This is a genomic window from Streptomyces uncialis (assembly GCF_001905345.1).
In the GTDB taxonomy this organism is placed as follows: domain Bacteria; phylum Actinomycetota; class Actinomycetes; order Streptomycetales; family Streptomycetaceae; genus Streptomyces; species Streptomyces uncialis.
On record NZ_LFBV01000005.1, the window covers coordinates 463,137 to 478,686 of the forward strand.

Here is a 15,550-nt window from a genome sequence, read left to right on the forward strand (position 1 = left end):
AGGAGGCGTCCGACCCGTGAGAGGAGACTCCTGCCGGACCCATGGGTCTGGTTCAATGGCGGCATGGCCAGCTACCGGAACGCGACGACGGGACAACCCGACGTGTACACCCTGGAGCCCTTCTGGCCGTCCCGACAGCACCACGACTTCGATCGGGTGTGTCGCCGCGCACGGAACGCGCGGGCCCTCTAAAGCCGTTCACCCGGCCTTCGGCCAGCGCGCACGACGTACGTCCTCGACGACCTGAGCCACGCGCTCACCGTCCTCGAACTCCCACGACGACATCTCGCGCGAAAGAGCTGACCCCTCATGGCGAACACCCGTTCCTTCCCGGCGAACCCCTCGTCCCCCTCCTATCCGGGCGGCCCCTATCCGGCCGCCACCGCGTACTCCTCCGGCGCCCCCGGCCCGTCCGCCGCGGCCACGGCCCCCGCGTCCTACGGCAAGCCCCTCGGCGGCCCCGCCCCCCGGCCCGGGACCGCCGGGCCGGCCGCGCGGCGCGGGCTGCGCGCCGTGGACCGGGACGAGGTCGTCGATGTGACGGACTTCCTCCCGCCGGGCGCCACCTGGCTGCCCGCGCCCCAGCACGCCCTGCCCACCCTGCCCGGCCAGCCGCCGATGATCGGGTACCTCGTCCTGGTGCCCGCCGATCAGCAGCGGCTGCTGCCCGTCCCGTCCGTGGAGGACGACGAGGACGGCCCGGCCCGCTCCGGTCCGCTCGACGGGGACACCCTCGTCCAGGTGGACGCGGTACGGCGGACCGCCCGGGTGCGGGGCCGTGATCTCGACCTGACGTACCTGGAGTTCGAGCTGCTGGCGCATCTCGTGGCGCATCCGCACCGGGTGCACACCCGCGACCAGCTCGTCACCACGGTGTGGGGCTACGGGCATGTCGGTGACGGGCGCACCGTGGACGTCCATATCGCCCGGCTGCGGCGCAAGCTCGGCACGGAGCACCGTCAGGCGATCCAGACGGTCCGCCGGGTCGGCTACAAGTACGCGCCCCCGACCGGCTGATCCCCAACCGCCCGTATACGCCCGCGCGTTCGGGGTCCCTCGCCCGGCCGCGGGCGTCCGCCACCAGCTGAATCGTTTCTCCCTGCGCGGAACGCCATTCCGTTCCGGAACCGGTCCTTGCACAGTCGACCCATGAAACTACTGATTCTGGGCGGCACCGAATTCGTGGGACGGGCCATCGCGGAGGAGGCGGTCCGCCGGGGAGAAGAGGTGACCGTCCTCCACCGGGGCCGGCACCGCGCCCCGGACGGGGTCACCTCCCTCATCGGCGACCGGACCGCTCCCGACGGACTGGCCGCACTGGCGGACGGCACCTGGGACGCCGTCGTCGACACCTGGTCCGCCGCACCGACCGCCGTACGGGACAGCGCGCGGCTGCTGACCGGCCGGGCCGCCCACTACACGTACATCTCCAGCGCGTCGGTGTACACCTGGCCGCCGGGCCCGGACCATGACGAGTCCCATCCCGTGGTGGACGGCTCGCCCGACGCGGCGGCGACCGACTACGCCCAGGACAAGCGCGGCGCCGAACTCGCCCTGCGGGACGGGTTCGGCGCGGACCGGAGCCTGCTGCTGCGCGCGGGGCTGATCCTCGGCCCGTACGAGAACATCGGCCGGCTGCCCTGGTGGCTGAGCCGGGTCGCCCGGGGCGGCGATGTCCTCGCCCCGGGGCCGCGGGACCTCCGGCTTCAGTACATCGACGCACGTGACCTGGCCGCCTGGGCGCTCGACGCGATCGCCGCCGGGTTGACCGGCCCGTACAACACGGTGGGTCCGCAGGGTCACACCACGATGGGCGAGCTGCTGGACGCCTGTGCCGAGGCCACCGGCTCCGCCGCCCGGTTCCGCTGGACCGATCCGCGGGCGATCCTCGACGCGGGGATCTCGCCCTGGACGGAGCTGCCGATCTGGACCCCGCCCGGCTCGGAGGAGCACGAAGGGGTGCACCGTATCGATGTGTCCCGCGCCCTCGGCGCGGGGCTGGTCTGCCGGCCGGTGGCCGAGACGGTGGCGGACACCTGGGCCTGGCTGAGCGCCCTGGACGGCCGGGCCCCGCAGCGTCCCGACCGCCCCCGGCTGGGCCTGGACCCGGACCGGGAGGCCCTGGTCCTGGCCGGTACGCCGGGCACGGCCGGACCGACCGGCTGACCTGCGACCACGCGTCACCCGTGGCGTTCGCCCTCGGCCGTGCCCTGTGCGGCGGTTGAGGGCGAAACGCTCCCGGAGACTCCTACGAATCACCCCCCGGGCCTGAACATCCGTACCGGCACCCCCGTATGGAACGGAGCCGCTTCACCCCTGCCGAACGACCACGGCGCGGCAAGGAAGCAGAGGAGTTCCATGGGACACACATCACGCAAACGCCGGACGACGAAGGCCCAGCGGGCCATGGCGGCGGCTGCCGCGCTGGTCATGGGCGCGGGCGGACTGGTCGTGGCCAATGTCTACGCCTCGGCGTCGGGGACCGTCCCCCGGGACGGGGGCGAGCTCCGGCAACTGGTCGCGACCATCGACTGCCCCGACGTGGGCAACGAACTCACCGACGTACCGGACGGGGCCCGCGCCGGGGTGGACGGTGAACTCGCCGCCCTCGACAGCCAGATCACCGAGTCCTACCGGCGGCTCGCCGACTCCCGGGACGACGCCGCACGCGATCCGGGCTTCGTACGGGACAGCATCCTCACCCCGCTCGGGAACGACCGGGCCGCGGCCCTCGAACGCATCCAGGCCCGTATCCGTGGCAACGGCGGCACCCCGCCTCGGCGCTTCGACTCACTGGCCGCCTGCACGGGCCGCACCCCCGAGGGCGACCGGACCACCGCGGACGGCGACGGCGGCGGTGAGGGCGAGCGCGAGGGCGGTGACCGGGAGCGCGACAGCGGCCAGCGCGGCGGACGGTCCGGCGGTGGGCAGAACGGCGGCCAGGGCGAGGGAAACGGCGGCGGACAGGGCGGCGGCAACGGGCAGGCGGGCAACGGGCCCGTGGCCGCCGACTTCGCAGACATCCGGTCCGTCCGGCCGAACGTCCAGGTGCCCCGGTCCGGGCGCGGCGCGTCCCGGGGCACGTTCTCCACGAGCTGCGGCACCAACCGGAACCGGTTGTTCAATCCGGACAATGTGATCGTGGCACCGGGGGTGAGCAACGGCGCCCACCATATGCACGACTATGTCGGCAACCAGGCCAACAACGCCTTCGCCGATGACCGGACGCTCGCGGCCGGTCGCACCAGCTGCCGCGACCAGGGCGACAGGTCGTCGTACTTCTGGCCCGTGCTGCGGGTGCAGAACGGGCGGGCCGAGGCGGACGCGGACGCGGACGGCGGCGGCCGGGACCGCAACGTCGGCCGGATCCGGACGCCGAGCGAGGTGACCCTGCGCTTCGAGGGCAACCCGCGCTCACGGGTCGTCGCGATGCCGCGCTTCCTGCGGATCATCACGGGCGACGCCAAGGCCCTCACCAACGGCACGGCGAACGCCAACGCCTCCTGGAGTTGCACGGGCTTCGAGAACCGCCAGCTCAGGGACAAGTATCCGCTGTGCCCGCAGGGCAGCCAGGTCGTCCGGACGTTCCGCTTCCAGAGCTGCTGGGACGGCCGCAACACGGACAGCGCGAACCACCGGACGCATGTCGCGTTCACCGATCCGCGCTCGGGCGCCTGCCCGTCCGGCTTCAAGGCGATCCCGCAGCTCGTCCAGCGCGTCGTCTACGACGTCCCGCCGCGGCGGAACTTCGCCGTGGACTCGTTCCCCGAGCAGCTCCACAAGCCGGTGACCGACCACGGGGACTTCATCAACGTCTTCGACAACCGGCTGATGAACCGGCTGACGGACTGCGTCAACCGCGGCCGGCGCTGCTCCTGAGCCGTCCGCCGAACCGTCCGTACGGCGGATGGCCCCCCGGCCACCCGCCGCACGAACCGGCTTCCCCCCGGCCCCCGTCTAATGCCCGCCGTGCCCGGGAGCCCAGGTGCCACCGGGGTCCGGGTGCTGCGGGTCCGTGCCGTGGGCGGAGCGCTCCACGTCGCCGCCCAGTTCGGCGCGCAGCGCGCCGACCATGTCCGGCCCCGCGACGGCGACCCAGCGGCGGCCCACCAGATAGGTGCCGCCGTAGTCCTTGGCGCCGTTCAGCCACTCCCGCTGGCCCCGGTCGGTGGTGAAGGTCGCGAGGACGAACCGGCCGTCGCCGGTGCGGCAGTCGGCCTGGCGCAGTTCGTCGGTCGCGGCGCGGGTCTCGGGCGCGCAGCCCACCTCGGCGGCGAGCTCCTCCAGGGTGCCGGTGGCCGTCCGGGGGATGCCGGGGCCGTCGTCGCCGCAGCCGGTCAGCGCGGCGAGCAGGGCCACCGCGCTCACGGCGGCGGACCGGGCCCGCCACCGGGGCCGGTCGGCCGTCCCGCCACCGTCCCCGCCGCGTCCGTTCCCCGGGTCCCGCGTCGGCCGCCTCATCGTGCCCGCCTCTCCGCCCACCGCTCGCCGGTCCTGGCCGGTCCCGGCCGGGGGTCCGACCTCCGATACGGACCGCGTCGCCCGTGTGCTCAACACACCTCCCGCCGATGTGGGAAGGGCCTCGACGATCATGGGCCGAATCCGGACGTCCCCGGGGTACGGGTGTGCGAAGGTGACCTGGTGGACCAGGGAAGGGGACCGATGAGCGGGAACGGGAGCGCGGGCCGCGGCACCGCGGACGGCGTCGGCGCGGCCACGGGGACCGTGCGGCGGAGCACGGCGGACCAGGAGCCCGGTCTCGCCTGGGAGCAGCGGCTGGCCGCCGCCTGGTCGCGGCTGGACGCGCTGCCCGCGCCGCAGTTCCGGGCGCTGATCGACGCGCTGGCCGCCGAACTCCCGCCGGACAGCGCGGTGGCGGCGTTCGAGCGGGCCGGGGCGTTCGACTCGACGGGTCGTCCCGACCGGGCGGTGCCGCTGTACCGGCTGGCGCTGGAGCGCGGGGTGGAGGGTGTCCGGCGCCGCCGTGCCAAGATCCAGCTCGCGAGTTCGCTGCGGAACCTGGGCCGCCCCGAGGAGGGTGTCGCCCTGCTCTCCCCGGAACTGGACGCCGAGTCGGACGAGTTGGACGACGCGGTGCGGGCGTTCCTCGGGCTGTGTCTCGCCGACACGGGCCGGGAGCGCGAGGCGCTGGCGCTGGCGCTCGGCGCGCTCGCCCCGCATCTGCCGCGTTATCAGCGGTCGTTGCGGCACTACGCGCGCGGGCTGAACGCTCCGGCCGCTTCCTGATCCCGGCGGCGGGGCGGTCCCCCGTCCGTGGCGGGCGGGTGACCATCCCCCGTCTCGTTCGTTGCGCTGGTCGTGCAGTCACAGGATGTCGTCACCCGCCCCGACCGCCCGGCCGGACCGGCCGCCGACGTGGAGCGGGCCGAAGCCGCGCTCGTCGAGCACTATCCCCGGCTCGCCCGCCTCGCCTATCTGGTGCTGCCGCCGCGTCTCGGCCGGCACCGCCGGGTGCTGACGGCCCACGCGCTGGTGCAGCGCGGCCTGCCCCGGGGCCGGGGCGGGAGCGGTACGGCGGGGGTGGTGGCCGCCCGGCGTTCCGGTGACGCCCGGGGCGCCGATCCGGGGTACGCGTTCGTACGGCTGCGGGTGCTGCGGGCGGCGCTGGAGGCGGATCTGCCGCTGAAGCGGTTCGCGCTGCCGAAGCGGGCGCGGCTGTGGCCCGGGCTGCCGCAGGTGTGGGGGCTGCGGCTGTTCCCCCGTTCCGGTGGCGCCGACGAACTCGCGCTGGACCAGGACCTTTCGGCGCTGACCGCGCCGGGCCGGGCCGCGTACGTGCTGCGGGGTCTGGAGGGGCTGACGGACGACGAGGTCCGGGACCTGCTGTCGGCGGCGGGCGCGGAGGACCCGGACGACGCGCTGGACGAGGCGGACGAGGTGGCGCGGCGGTACGCGCTGCTGGAGGCGCCGGAGTTCGATCCGTGTGTGCTCCAGGCGCGGCCCACGGACCTGGTGCGCAGGCGGCAGCATCTGCGGGCGGCGGCGGTGGCCGCGGCGGCGACCGTGGTGTGCGGCGCGCTCCTCGGGATGCCCGGCGAGGGCTGGGGCCCGGACGGCGCGGCGGCGCCTCCGTACGCGAAGAACCCGGCGGGTGAGGCGGCGCTGGACCCGGCGCTGCTCACCGAGGCGGGGTCCGCCGCGTGGCGCACCTCGCCGCGCACGGACTTCTCGGTGTGGCCCGCCCGGGGCGCGCTGACCGGTGACCGGGCGCTGCTGCGGCGGGCGCTTGCGGTGTGGGCGCGGCCGGGTACGTCGGTGCGGGTGTCGGCGACCCCGGGTACCGCGTCGGGCGCGGCGCCCGGTCCGGCGCAGTTGCTGTACGCGGGTGAGGTGGACGGCGCGCGGGTGGTGCTGCTGCACGACGGGCTGCGGATCGTGCGGTACGCGGAGCCGGTGGAGGGCTCGGAGGGGGCGGCGCTCGACTTCGCCCGGGTGGACGGCGCGGGCGCGGCCGAGGCGGTGGCGCTGGTGCTCGGCCGCACGGACGGCAATGTGCGGTATCTGACGGCGCCCTGGGTGAGCGGTACGTCGGTGCGGGATCTGCGGGCGCCCGGTACCGGACCGGTGGCGTTGCGGCGGTCGGCGGACGGGGTGACGGACCCGATGGCCGGTCCCGGGCAGCCGGACCCGAAGACGGGGATGTGCTCCTCGTGGAACGTCCTCCAGGTGTCCGGTGGCGGGCCGAAGCGGCTGATGAGCGATCTGGGTGAGCTGACGCCGGCCCGGCTGACGTCGGGGCGGCCGGGGGCGGCGCGGGACGCGGCGGGTGCCGAGGCGCTGGCCGGGTGGGCGCCCGCGGCGTGTTCGCTGGCGGCGGTGCGGGGGCAGGGGGTGCGTACGGTGAACTCCTGGACGTACGCGAGCCAGCCGCTGCCGGAGGGCAACGGCCAGGCGTCGTGGCTGTGCACCCGGGCCGACACCTGGCGGGGCGGCGGGAGCCGGGTGCTGGCGCAGGTGCTGGCGCCGGGCAAGCCTGTCGCGGCGGTGGCGGCGCAGTCCGTGGACTCGCCCGCGTGTTCCCCGCGGCAGGCGCGGGTGCTGGCCGGGGTGCTGTGGAAGTCGACGGCCGGGTCCTGGTACCTGGTGGCCGCCGGGAGCAAGGGTGTGACGGAGCTGTCGGCGCGCGGCGATGTGACCGGGCAGGCGCCGGGGAACGTGCTGGCGGTCCCCGCCCAGGAGGGTGCGCAGGCCGCGCTGACCGGGCGGGGCGAGGACGGTACGAAGATCGACGCGCTGCACTGACCTGGGCAGCGGCAGGGCGGGACGGATGAGGCGGGTGGGGAGCCGGAGGGCTCCCCACCCGCCTCACGCTGTCGGCCGGGTCTCGGCTCAGGGGGCGGAGTCGAGGTAGGGGGCGGCCAGGGCCGGGGGGTTGGCGGCGCGGGTGGCCTCGATGTCCCAGCCGGGCAGGTCGGGGTCGTAGAGGGCGACGGGGACGGGGCGGCCCAGCACCCCGGCCAGCAGGCCCGAGGTGTGGAGGTGGCGGGCGACATCGACGCACACGGTGGCGAACTGTCCGCAGAGTTCCTCCGCGCAGTCGTCCTTCTCGTCGTCGGTGATGTCCTCACCGTCCTCGTACCAGTGCCCGAGGCGTTTCGCCTCGTCGACGAACAGGGCGCCGCCGACCGGGTCGTCGGGGGTGTTGCCGAAGCGCTCGAAGCCGTCCTGGAGCCAGTGGGCGTGGTTCCAGCGGGCCTCCTCGGGGCCGCGGCGGGCGAGTTCGGCGCGGTACCTGCTCTCGGTGTTCCAGCCGATGGTGAGGCAGGGGCGGCGGGGGTCGCGCCCGAGGCGGCGGACATGGAAGGAGACGACGTATATCTCGGGGACGCTCGTGGCGGGGAACCGGGCGACGGCGTCGGCCGCCGCCCGGCGCAGATGGAGTTGGAAGGTGCTCACTGCTCGCGCACTCCAGGGTGTGGGGGGGTGGGGTGAACGTGGGGGTGAGGGGTCGGACGCGTCCGGGAACGCGCTGTGCGGGAACAACTGTCCTGGGACAGGGAGTACTTCATCATGGGGCGGGGGTGTGCGGAGCGGTCCGGCGAGAATCCGGCTCCGGGGGTCTGGCGCCGCCCATTTACCCGTCAGTACATTGACACCATGTCCAACAAGCCGATCCGGCGCCCTGGGCCCGTCGAGTCCGGGCACGCCCCGCCGAGGCCCCGCAGGGTGTCGTTCTCCTGGGCGGACACCCCCCTGCACTGGGTTCCGGGGGACCCGTTCACCACCCATACCGTCAATGTGCTGCATCTGCTGCTGCCCGCCGGTGAGCGGTGGTTCGTCCATGTGTACAAACAGGTGCTGCCGTACATCCATGACGACGCGCTGCGGGCGGACGTCATCGGGTTCATCGGGCAGGAGGCGATGCACGCGCAGGCCCATGACGAGGTGCTGCCGCATCTGCGGGAGCAGGGGCTCGACCCCACCCCGTACACCGCGCAGGTGGACTGGATGTTCGAGAAGCTGCTCGGGGACCGGACCCTGCCGCCGGGCCGTCCGCGCTGGTGGTGGCTGCGGGAGCGGGTCGCGCTCATCGCGGCGATCGAGCACTACACCGCGTTCCTCGGCGACTGGGTGCTGAACGCCGACGCGCTCGACCGGGCGGGCGCCGACCCCACCATGCTGGACCTGCTGCGCTGGCACGGCGCGGAGGAGGTCGAGCACCGGTCGGTCGCCTTCGACCTGTTCGCGCACATCGACGGGGCGTACGCGCGGCGGGCCCGCACCTGGGCGCTGGCGTTCGGGGCGCTGATGTTCCTGTGGCAGCGCGGCATACGGTTCTTCCTGGCCAACGATCCGACGCTGGACCGCGGTCCGGGCGGCACCGCGAAGGCGTCCCTCATGGACTTCCACCGCCGGGGGCGCGCGGGTCTCCTGCCCGGCACCGGGGCCCTGCTGCGTTCGGTGCCCGGCTATCTGCGCCGCGACTACCACCCCTCGCACGAGTGCAGCACCGCACAGGCCCTCGCCTATCTCGCGTCCTCCCCCGCCGCCCGCGCCGCCGACGCGGCCGTGGGAAAGGACGCGGGCTGATGCCGGGCCCGCGGCTGCCGCTCGCCGCGCTCGCCGCCACCGGCTCCGCGCTGCTGGTCCGCCGCGCGCTGCGCCGCCGGATCGGGGCCTCGCCGCTGTGGCCGCTGCCCGCGCTGGAGGAGCCGGTCTCCGGGCGGCCCCGCTCCCGGGCGCTGCGGCTGCTGGTCACCCGGCACGAGCGGATCGCGGACGGGGTGGTGCTGCTGCGGCTCGAAGGGGCCGCGCTGCCCGGGTGGGAGCCGGGCGCGCATCTGGACCTGGTGCTGCCTTCCGGGCGGGTCCGCTCGTACTCGCTGTGCGGGGACCCCGCCGACCGCACCGCGTACACCGTCGCCGTACGGCTCGTCGCCGACGGGCGCGGCGGTTCCCGCGAGGCGCATGAACTGCTGCGCGCGGGCAGCGAGGTGGAGGTGCGCGGGCCGCGCAACCGGTTCCCGCTCGCCGACGCCCCGGAACACCTCCTGGTGGCGGGCGGTATCGGGATCACCCCGCTGCTGCCGATGCTGCGGGCGCTGGACGCGGCGGGCACCCCCTGGCGGCTGCTGTACCGGGGGCGCGGCCGGGCGTCGATGCCGTTCCTGGACGAGATCGGGCGGCTGGACGCGGGCCGGGGCCGGGTCACGGTGTCCGACGGCCCCGGACGGCCGCCGCTCGAAGCCCTGTTCCGGGACATCGCGCCGGGCACCGCCGTCCAGGTCTGCGGTCCGGCCGGGCTGATGGACGCGGTCGCGCGGGCGCTGCCCGCCGGCTGCGCGCCACACCGTGAGCGGTTCACCGCGTCCGTCGAGCCCGGCGGCGAGGACACGGAGTTCGAGGTGGAGCTGCGGCGCAGCGGGCGGACCGTACGGGTCCCCGCGGACTCCACCGCGCTGGCGGCCGTCCGCGCGGTGCTCCCCGACACCCCGTACTCCTGCGAGCAGGGGTTCTGCGGGACCTGCCGGCAACGTGTGCTGGAGGGCCGGGTCGACCACCGGGACACCCTGCTCACCGACGCCGAACGCGCCGGATCGATGCTGCTGTGCGTCTCCCGGGCCCGGGGCGGTCGCCTCGCGCTGGACCTGTGACCTGCGCGGAACTCCGCGCGCCGGGGGCGCCGGAGGGCTTCTGTGGCGGCGGGTGCGACGGGGACGTACGGGGTCCGGCCATGGTGCGTCACCTGGGCCGGGGCGGCCCGGGGGCTGCCGCTAGGGTGTTCCCATGACAACCGGGGTGCGCCGCAGGATGGGTGTCGAGGAACGGCGGCAGCAGCTGATCGGGGTCGCCCTCGAACTGTTCAGCCGCCGTTCGCCCGACGAGGTCTCCATCGACGAGATAGCCGCCGCCGCGGGCATATCCCGCCCGCTGGTGTACCACTACTTCCCGGGCAAGCTGAGCCTCTACGAGGCGGCGCTGACCCGGGCCGCCGAGGATCTCGCGGCCCGGTTCCAGGAGCCCCACGAAGGGTCGCTCGGGGTCCGGTTGCTGCGGGTGATGCGCCGCTTCTTCGACTTCGTGGACGAGCACGGGCCCGGTTTCTCCGCGCTGATGCGCGGCGGACCGGCCGTCTCGATGGGCGAGTCGGTGCCGGTGAACACCCTCTCGGCGACGAACGCGCTCATCGACTCGGTGCGGCAGGCCGCGTACGAGCAGATCCTCACGCATATGGACGTGGCGGACCCGCCGCCCCGGCTGGAGCTGGTGATCCGGTCATGGATCTCGCTGGCGGAGTCGACGGCGCTGATCTGGCTGGACAAGCGGCAGATCCCGCGCCGTGAGCTGGAGTTGCAGCTCGTCCACGACTTCGCGGCGCTCACCGCCGTCAGCTCCGCGTACGACGAGGAGATGGCGGGCATCCTGGTGCGCATCCTCGCCGACGAGCCCGCCGACGGCCCGTTCGGTGAACTGGTGGGCCGCCTGGTCGCGCTCACCCCGCCCGCGGCTCCCTGAGGGTCCGACGGACACCCGGTCTGGAGAATCGTTCCGCCAGCCACCCGGACGAGGGTCCGCCCGCCCCGGGAGCCAGGACGGGCGGCCCGGCGTCAATGCGCGGACGACCACCAGACCGTGGTGTCGGGGGGCAGCGTGCCCGGGTCCGGGAGATCCGCGCTGGCCAGGAGCACCTCGCCCGGGGCCGGGTACGGGACGGCGGCGCCACCGATGTTGGCCGCGCACGTCAGCACCCGGTCCCCGGCCGTCCGGCGGAAGGCCAGCACACCGTCCGGGGCGGACAGCCACTCGACCCGGTCCCCCGCGCCGAGCGCCGGATGGGCACGCCGGGCCGCGAGGGCCGCGCGGTACAGCTCCAGCGTCGAGCCCGTGACCCCGGTCTGCGCCTGGACGCTCAGGGCGCCCCACTCCCCCGGCTGCGGCAGCCAGGAACCGGCCGGGCCGAAGCCGTGGGAAGGGCCGTCGGTGGTCCAGGGGATCGGCACCCGGCAGCCGTCACGGAGGCCGTCCTGTCCGGCGCTCCGGAAGAACGACGGGTCCTGGCGGACCTCGTCGGGCAGGTCGACCACGTCCGGCAGCCCCAGTTCCTCGCCCTGGTAGACGTACGCGGACCCGGGCAGCGCCAGCATCAGCAGGGTCGCCGCGCGGGCCCGGCGCAGCCCGAGCGCGCGGTGCCCGGCGGTACGGAGCTGGGTGCCGAGTCCGGGCGGGTTGGCGAAGCGGGTCGCGTGCCGGGTCACGTCGTGGTTGGACAGCACCCAGGTGGCCGGGGCGCCGACGGGCCGCATCGCGTCGAGGGACCGGTCCACGACCTCCCGCAGCGCGACCGCGTCCCACGGGGTCGTGAGGTACTGGAAGTTGAACGCCTGGTGCAGCTCGTCGGGACGGACGTAGCGGGCGGTGCGCTCCACGGTCGGGGTCCATGCCTCCGCGACGAAGATCCGCTCGCCCGGGTACTCCTCGATCAGCGCCCGCCAGGTGCGGTACACGGCGTGCACACCCTCCTGGTCGAAGAACGGCCGGACACCGTCGTCCAGCAGCCCCACCCGTCCGGCCCCCGCGCCGAGGTCGGGCAGGCCCGGCGCCTTGACCAGCCCATGGGCGACATCGACCCGGAAGCCGTCGACGCCCCGGTCCAGCCAGAAGCGCAGGATGGAGCGGAACTCGTCGGCGACGGCCGGGTGCTCCCAGTCGAAGTCGGGCTGCTCGGGGGCGAAGAGATGCAGATACCAGTCGCCGGGGGTGCCGTCGGGATTCTCCGTACGGGTCCACGCGGGGCCGCCGAACACGGACTCCCAGTCGTTGGGCGGCAGCTCACCGTCCCGGCCGCGTCCGGGCCGGAAGTGGTAGCGCTCGCGCAGCGGTGAGCCGGGGCCGTCCGCGAGGGCGCGGACGAACCAGTCGTGCCGGTCGGAGGAGTGGTTGGGCACCAGGTCCACGATGATCCGCAGCCCCTGGACGTGCGCCTCGCGGATCAGCTCGTCCGCGTCCTGGAGGGTGCCGAACACGGGGTCGACGGCCCGGTAGTCGGCCACGTCGTACCCGGCGTCGGCCTGCGGGGAGGCGTAGAAGGGGCTCAGCCACACCGCGTCGACCCCGAGGTCGCGCAGATACGGCAGCCGGGCGCGCACCCCCGCGAGGTCGCCCATGCCGTCGCCGTCGCTGTCGCCGAAACTGCGGGGATAGACCTGGTAGATGACCGCTTCCGTCCACCAGCCGGGCCCGGCCGTACCGGTCCGCGGCTGGTCTGCGGTGTGCTGGCTCATGGTGTCCTCACTGCTCGCAGGTGGGGTTCCGGCCCGGCGGCCGGTGCCGGGAGCGGGCGTCCGCCCGTACCCGGGTTCTCGTCGTGGGCGGGTACGGGCCGTGGAGGGGAGCCGTCGGGACGAGGGCTCGTCGTAGGTGGGTGCTCGTCGGGGCTCTCGCGGGACCGGTCGGCGCCCCGGCCGCGGGGAGCCCCGCCGACCGGGCCGCCGGGATCGCCGGACACACGCGCGTCACCCCGAGGACATACCCACGAAAGTGCTTGCAGAAAGAATCCGCAAGGAACTCCGCCCGACCCGCAAGGACTTGCCGTCCCGGGCGCGGCGACTGCCGCCCGCCCCGTATACGTTGAGCGGGTACGGCGGGCGGGCCGGCCACCGTGCCCGCGACGGCACCGCCCACCTCCCAGGGAGCCCGATGAGCCAGCAGCCCCCCGCGCCGCGTACCGCCGCCCCCGTGCCCGGACCGGCCGGCGGGCCCCCGCGCCCCCGGGCGGCGCCGTCACCGCCCGTGACCGCGCGGCTCGCCGACATCGCGGCACGGGCGGGGGTCAGCGAGGCGACCGTCAGCCGGGTGCTCAACGACCGGCCGGGGGTCGCCGCGGCCACCCGCCGGTCCGTGCTCGCCACGCTCGACGTGCTCGGCTACGAGCGCCCGGTACGGCTGCGCCGGCGCGGTACGGGACTTGTGGGACTTGTCACCCCGGCGCTGGACAACCCGGTCTTCCCGGCGCTGGCCCAGGTGATCGTCCAGGCCCTGACCCGCCAGGGCCTCACCCCGGTCCTGGTCACCAGCACCGCCGACGGCTCCACCGAGGACGAGCTGACCACGATGCTGGTCGACCAGGGGGTCGCCGGGATCATCTATGTCTCGGGGCTGCACGCGGACACCACAGCCGACCCGGCGCGCTACGAGCGGCTGCGCGCCCAGGGGGTGCCGTTCGTGCTGGTGGACGGCTTCTCGCCGAAGGTTCGGGCGCCCTTCATCTCCCCCGACGACCGGGCGGCGACCCGGCTGGCCGTCACCCATCTGGTGGCCCTCGGCCATACCCGGATCGGGCTCGCCCTCGGCCCGCGGCGGTACGTACCGGTGCAGCGGAAGACCGAGGGATTCGTCCAGGCGCTCCACGAACGGCTCGGGACGGCCGAGGACGACATCACCGCGCGGCTGGTCCAGCACTCCCTGTACACCCTGGAGGGCGGGCAGGCGGCGGCCGGGGCGCTGCTGGACCGGGACTGCACGGCGATCGTCTGCGCCAGCGACATGATGGCGCTCGGCGCGGTGCGGGCCGCCCGGCAGCGCGGTCTCGCGGTCCCCGACGACGTGTCCGTCGTCGGGTTCGACGACTCCCCGCTGATCGCGTTCACCGATCCCCCGCTGACCACGGTCCGCAAGCCGGTGACCGCGATGGGCCAGGCGGCCGTCCGCGCCCTGCTGGAGGAGATCGGGGGGACGCCCGCGCCGTACGGCGAGTACGTCTTCATGCCGGAGCTGGTGGTCCGGGGCTCCACCGCGTCGGCGCGCCGGAGCGGTGGCGCGGATTCCCCCTGACGGCGTCGGGGGCGCGTCGTAGTCCGTGAGGGGGAGAGCATGCGGAGGGAACCCGTCCGGGGGATGATCAGACGTGACACATCATCTGGCAGACTCTTCCCTCATGGGTGAGACGACCGTGACACAACTGGAAGGCCGACAGGGGGCCGCCAGCGGGGGTCAGCAGTCCGTTCCCCGGGACGGCGGCGCACCCCTCACGGACGGGTCCCCGGCATCCGACCGGACCGGTGGGTCCGGGCGGGCGGGACGGTTCTCGCGACAGGCGCTGCTCGACCGGATGCGGGCACCACGCAGGCCCCGGCTGTGGTTCGAGATCCTGCTGATCGCCGTGAGCTACTGGACCTACTCACTGGTACGCAACGCCGTACCGGAGCAGAAGGCCCAGGCCATGGCGAACGCCGAGTGGATCTGGGACGTACAGGCGAGCATGGGGCTGGCCTTCGAGAAGTCCGTCAACCACGCGGTGGACTCGGTGACGTGGCTGATCGTGGGCATGAACTACTACTACGCCACCTTGCATTTCATCGTGACGCTCGGTGTCCTGGTGTGGCTGTTCCGCAGTCATCCCGGGCGGTACGCGGCGACCCGCACGGTGCTGTTCGCGACGACCGGGGTGGCCCTGCTCGGGTACTACCTCTACCCCCTGGCGCCCCCCCGGCTGATGACCGGGGGCGGCTTCATCGACACGGTGCTGGTCCATGAGACCTGGGGTTCCATGGCCTCCGGCGACCTCAAGAACATGTCCAACCAGTACGCCGCGATGCCGTCCATGCACATCGGGTGGTCGCTGTGGTGCGGCCTCACGATCTTCTTCCTGGCGAAGGTGCCGTGGGCGAAGGTGCTGGGGCTGCTGTACCCGGTGGTGACGCTCGTGGTGATCGTCGCGACCGCGAACCACTTCTGGCTGGACGCGGTGGGCGGCATGGTGTGTCTCGCGTTCGGCTACGCGGTGGCACGTGCGTGGTACGGGGAGTGGCCCTCCCGCCTTCCCCGCGAGGTGCTCCCGGCGGGCGGCGGTTCCGTGGTGGCCCGCCGCTGACCCCTGCGGTTTCCCCGGGCTGGGGGCCGCCCTGGGTCTGTCCGGCTGGGCGTACTTCGTTCCTGTGCCGTCGCCCGGTGGTTTCGCGCAGTTCCCCGCGCCCCTGAGGTTCCACACCTGTGCGTACTTGTCCCTGCACAGGTGGTCCGGGGGTGCGCAGTTCCCCGCGCCCCTGAGGTTCCACACCTGTGCGTACTTGTCCCTGCACAGGTAGTCCGG

General features: G+C 74.4%; 13 protein-coding genes. 10 read left to right on the top strand and 3 right to left on the bottom strand.

Annotation, left to right across the window (positions count from 1 at the left end; all coding sequences use genetic code 11):
* Positions 1–309 precede the first annotated feature (309 nt).
* The 3 genes from AB852_RS22265 (at position 310) to AB852_RS22275 (ending at position 3,879) form a co-directional block, all read left to right on the top strand.
* A complete protein-coding gene (locus AB852_RS22265; protein ID WP_178391089.1) occupies positions 310–1,017 on the top strand; it encodes a winged helix-turn-helix domain-containing protein in 708 nt (235 codons plus the stop codon).
* A 132-nt stretch (positions 1,018–1,149) separates the two neighbouring features.
* Positions 1,150–2,166: an NAD-dependent epimerase/dehydratase family protein gene (locus AB852_RS22270; RefSeq protein WP_073791423.1), complete on the top strand. Its 1,017-nt coding sequence runs from the start codon at positions 1,150–1,152 to the stop codon at positions 2,164–2,166.
* Between the two features lie 192 nt (positions 2,167–2,358).
* On the top strand, positions 2,359–3,879 hold the full coding sequence (locus AB852_RS22275) for a DUF1996 domain-containing protein (protein ID WP_073791426.1): 1,521 nt from the start codon (positions 2,359–2,361) through the stop codon (positions 3,877–3,879).
* 78 nt (positions 3,880–3,957) lie between these two features.
* Here the strand turns inward: AB852_RS22275 and AB852_RS22280 are convergent, their stop codons facing one another.
* Positions 3,958–4,461, bottom strand: a complete 504-nt coding sequence (locus tag AB852_RS22280; protein ID WP_245876869.1) for a hypothetical protein — start codon at positions 4,459–4,461, stop codon at positions 3,958–3,960.
* A gap of 201 nt (positions 4,462–4,662) precedes the next feature.
* Between AB852_RS22280 and AB852_RS22285 the strand changes: the two genes are divergently transcribed.
* Positions 4,663–5,247, top strand: coding sequence for a tetratricopeptide repeat protein (locus tag AB852_RS22285; protein WP_079184835.1), 585 nt, complete (start codon positions 4,663–4,665; stop codon positions 5,245–5,247).
* A 72-nt stretch (positions 5,248–5,319) separates the two neighbouring features.
* A complete protein-coding gene (locus AB852_RS22290; RefSeq protein WP_073791429.1) occupies positions 5,320–7,263 on the top strand; it encodes a hypothetical protein in 1,944 nt (647 codons plus the stop codon).
* 87 nt (positions 7,264–7,350) lie between these two features.
* Here AB852_RS22290 and AB852_RS22295 read toward each other — a convergent pair whose 3' ends face one another.
* Complete coding sequence (locus tag AB852_RS22295; protein ID WP_079184836.1) at positions 7,351–7,917, bottom strand: hypothetical protein; 567 nt, start codon at positions 7,915–7,917, stop codon at positions 7,351–7,353.
* A 201-nt stretch (positions 7,918–8,118) separates the two neighbouring features.
* Between AB852_RS22295 and AB852_RS22300 the strand changes: the two genes are divergently transcribed.
* From AB852_RS22300 to AB852_RS22310, 3 genes are all read left to right on the top strand, one after another.
* Positions 8,119–9,051 carry a metal-dependent hydrolase gene (locus tag AB852_RS22300; protein ID WP_073791432.1) on the top strand — a complete coding sequence of 311 codons (933 nt, stop codon included), beginning with the start codon at positions 8,119–8,121 and terminating at the stop codon, positions 9,049–9,051.
* Positions 9,051–10,115, top strand: a complete 1,065-nt coding sequence (locus AB852_RS22305; RefSeq protein WP_073791434.1) for a PDR/VanB family oxidoreductase — start codon at positions 9,051–9,053, stop codon at positions 10,113–10,115. The genes AB852_RS22300 and AB852_RS22305 overlap by 1 nt, the downstream gene beginning before the upstream one ends.
* A gap of 133 nt (positions 10,116–10,248) precedes the next feature.
* Positions 10,249–10,977: a TetR/AcrR family transcriptional regulator gene (locus AB852_RS22310; RefSeq protein WP_073791437.1), complete on the top strand. Its 729-nt coding sequence runs from the start codon at positions 10,249–10,251 to the stop codon at positions 10,975–10,977.
* Positions 10,978–11,069: 92 nt separating this feature from the next.
* Here the strand turns inward: AB852_RS22310 and AB852_RS22315 are convergent, their stop codons facing one another.
* Positions 11,070–12,743 carry a glycoside hydrolase family 13 protein gene (locus AB852_RS22315; protein ID WP_073791439.1) on the bottom strand — a complete coding sequence of 558 codons (1,674 nt, stop codon included), beginning with the start codon at positions 12,741–12,743 and terminating at the stop codon, positions 11,070–11,072.
* A gap of 508 nt (positions 12,744–13,251) precedes the next feature.
* On the opposite strand from AB852_RS22315, the gene AB852_RS22320 reads away from it, so the two are divergent.
* Together AB852_RS22320 and AB852_RS22325 are read left to right on the top strand one after the other, a co-directional pair.
* The gene (locus tag AB852_RS22320; RefSeq protein ID WP_073791730.1) at positions 13,252–14,292 is read left to right on the top strand and encodes a LacI family DNA-binding transcriptional regulator; all 1,041 of its coding nucleotides are present in this window, start codon (positions 13,252–13,254) and stop codon (positions 14,290–14,292) included.
* A gap of 103 nt (positions 14,293–14,395) precedes the next feature.
* The gene (locus tag AB852_RS22325) at positions 14,396–15,331 is read left to right on the top strand and encodes a phosphatase PAP2 family protein (RefSeq protein ID WP_073791442.1); all 936 of its coding nucleotides are present in this window, start codon (positions 14,396–14,398) and stop codon (positions 15,329–15,331) included.
* Positions 15,332–15,550 lie beyond the last annotated feature (219 nt).

Excerpts from the sequence above, each read along its gene's own strand:
- AB852_RS22265 (WP_178391089.1), top strand. The coding sequence starts at position 310 with ATGGCGAACACCCGTTCCTTCCCGGCGAACCCCTCGTCCCCCTCCTAT.
- AB852_RS22270 (WP_073791423.1), top strand. The coding sequence starts at position 1,150 with ATGAAACTACTGATTCTGGGCGGCACCGAATTCGTGGGACGGGCCATC.
- AB852_RS22275 (WP_073791426.1), top strand. The coding sequence starts at position 2,359 with ATGGGACACACATCACGCAAACGCCGGACGACGAAGGCCCAGCGGGCC.
- AB852_RS22280 (WP_245876869.1), bottom strand. The coding sequence starts at position 4,461 with ATGAGGCGGCCGACGCGGGACCCGGGGAACGGACGCGGCGGGGACGGT.
- AB852_RS22285 (WP_079184835.1), top strand. The coding sequence starts at position 4,663 with ATGAGCGGGAACGGGAGCGCGGGCCGCGGCACCGCGGACGGCGTCGGC.
- AB852_RS22300 (WP_073791432.1), top strand. The coding sequence starts at position 8,119 with ATGTCCAACAAGCCGATCCGGCGCCCTGGGCCCGTCGAGTCCGGGCAC.
- AB852_RS22305 (WP_073791434.1), top strand. The coding sequence starts at position 9,051 with ATGCCGGGCCCGCGGCTGCCGCTCGCCGCGCTCGCCGCCACCGGCTCC.
- AB852_RS22310 (WP_073791437.1), top strand. The coding sequence starts at position 10,249 with ATGACAACCGGGGTGCGCCGCAGGATGGGTGTCGAGGAACGGCGGCAG.
- AB852_RS22315 (WP_073791439.1), bottom strand. The coding sequence starts at position 12,743 with ATGAGCCAGCACACCGCAGACCAGCCGCGGACCGGTACGGCCGGGCCC.
- AB852_RS22325 (WP_073791442.1), top strand. The coding sequence starts at position 14,396 with ATGGGTGAGACGACCGTGACACAACTGGAAGGCCGACAGGGGGCCGCC.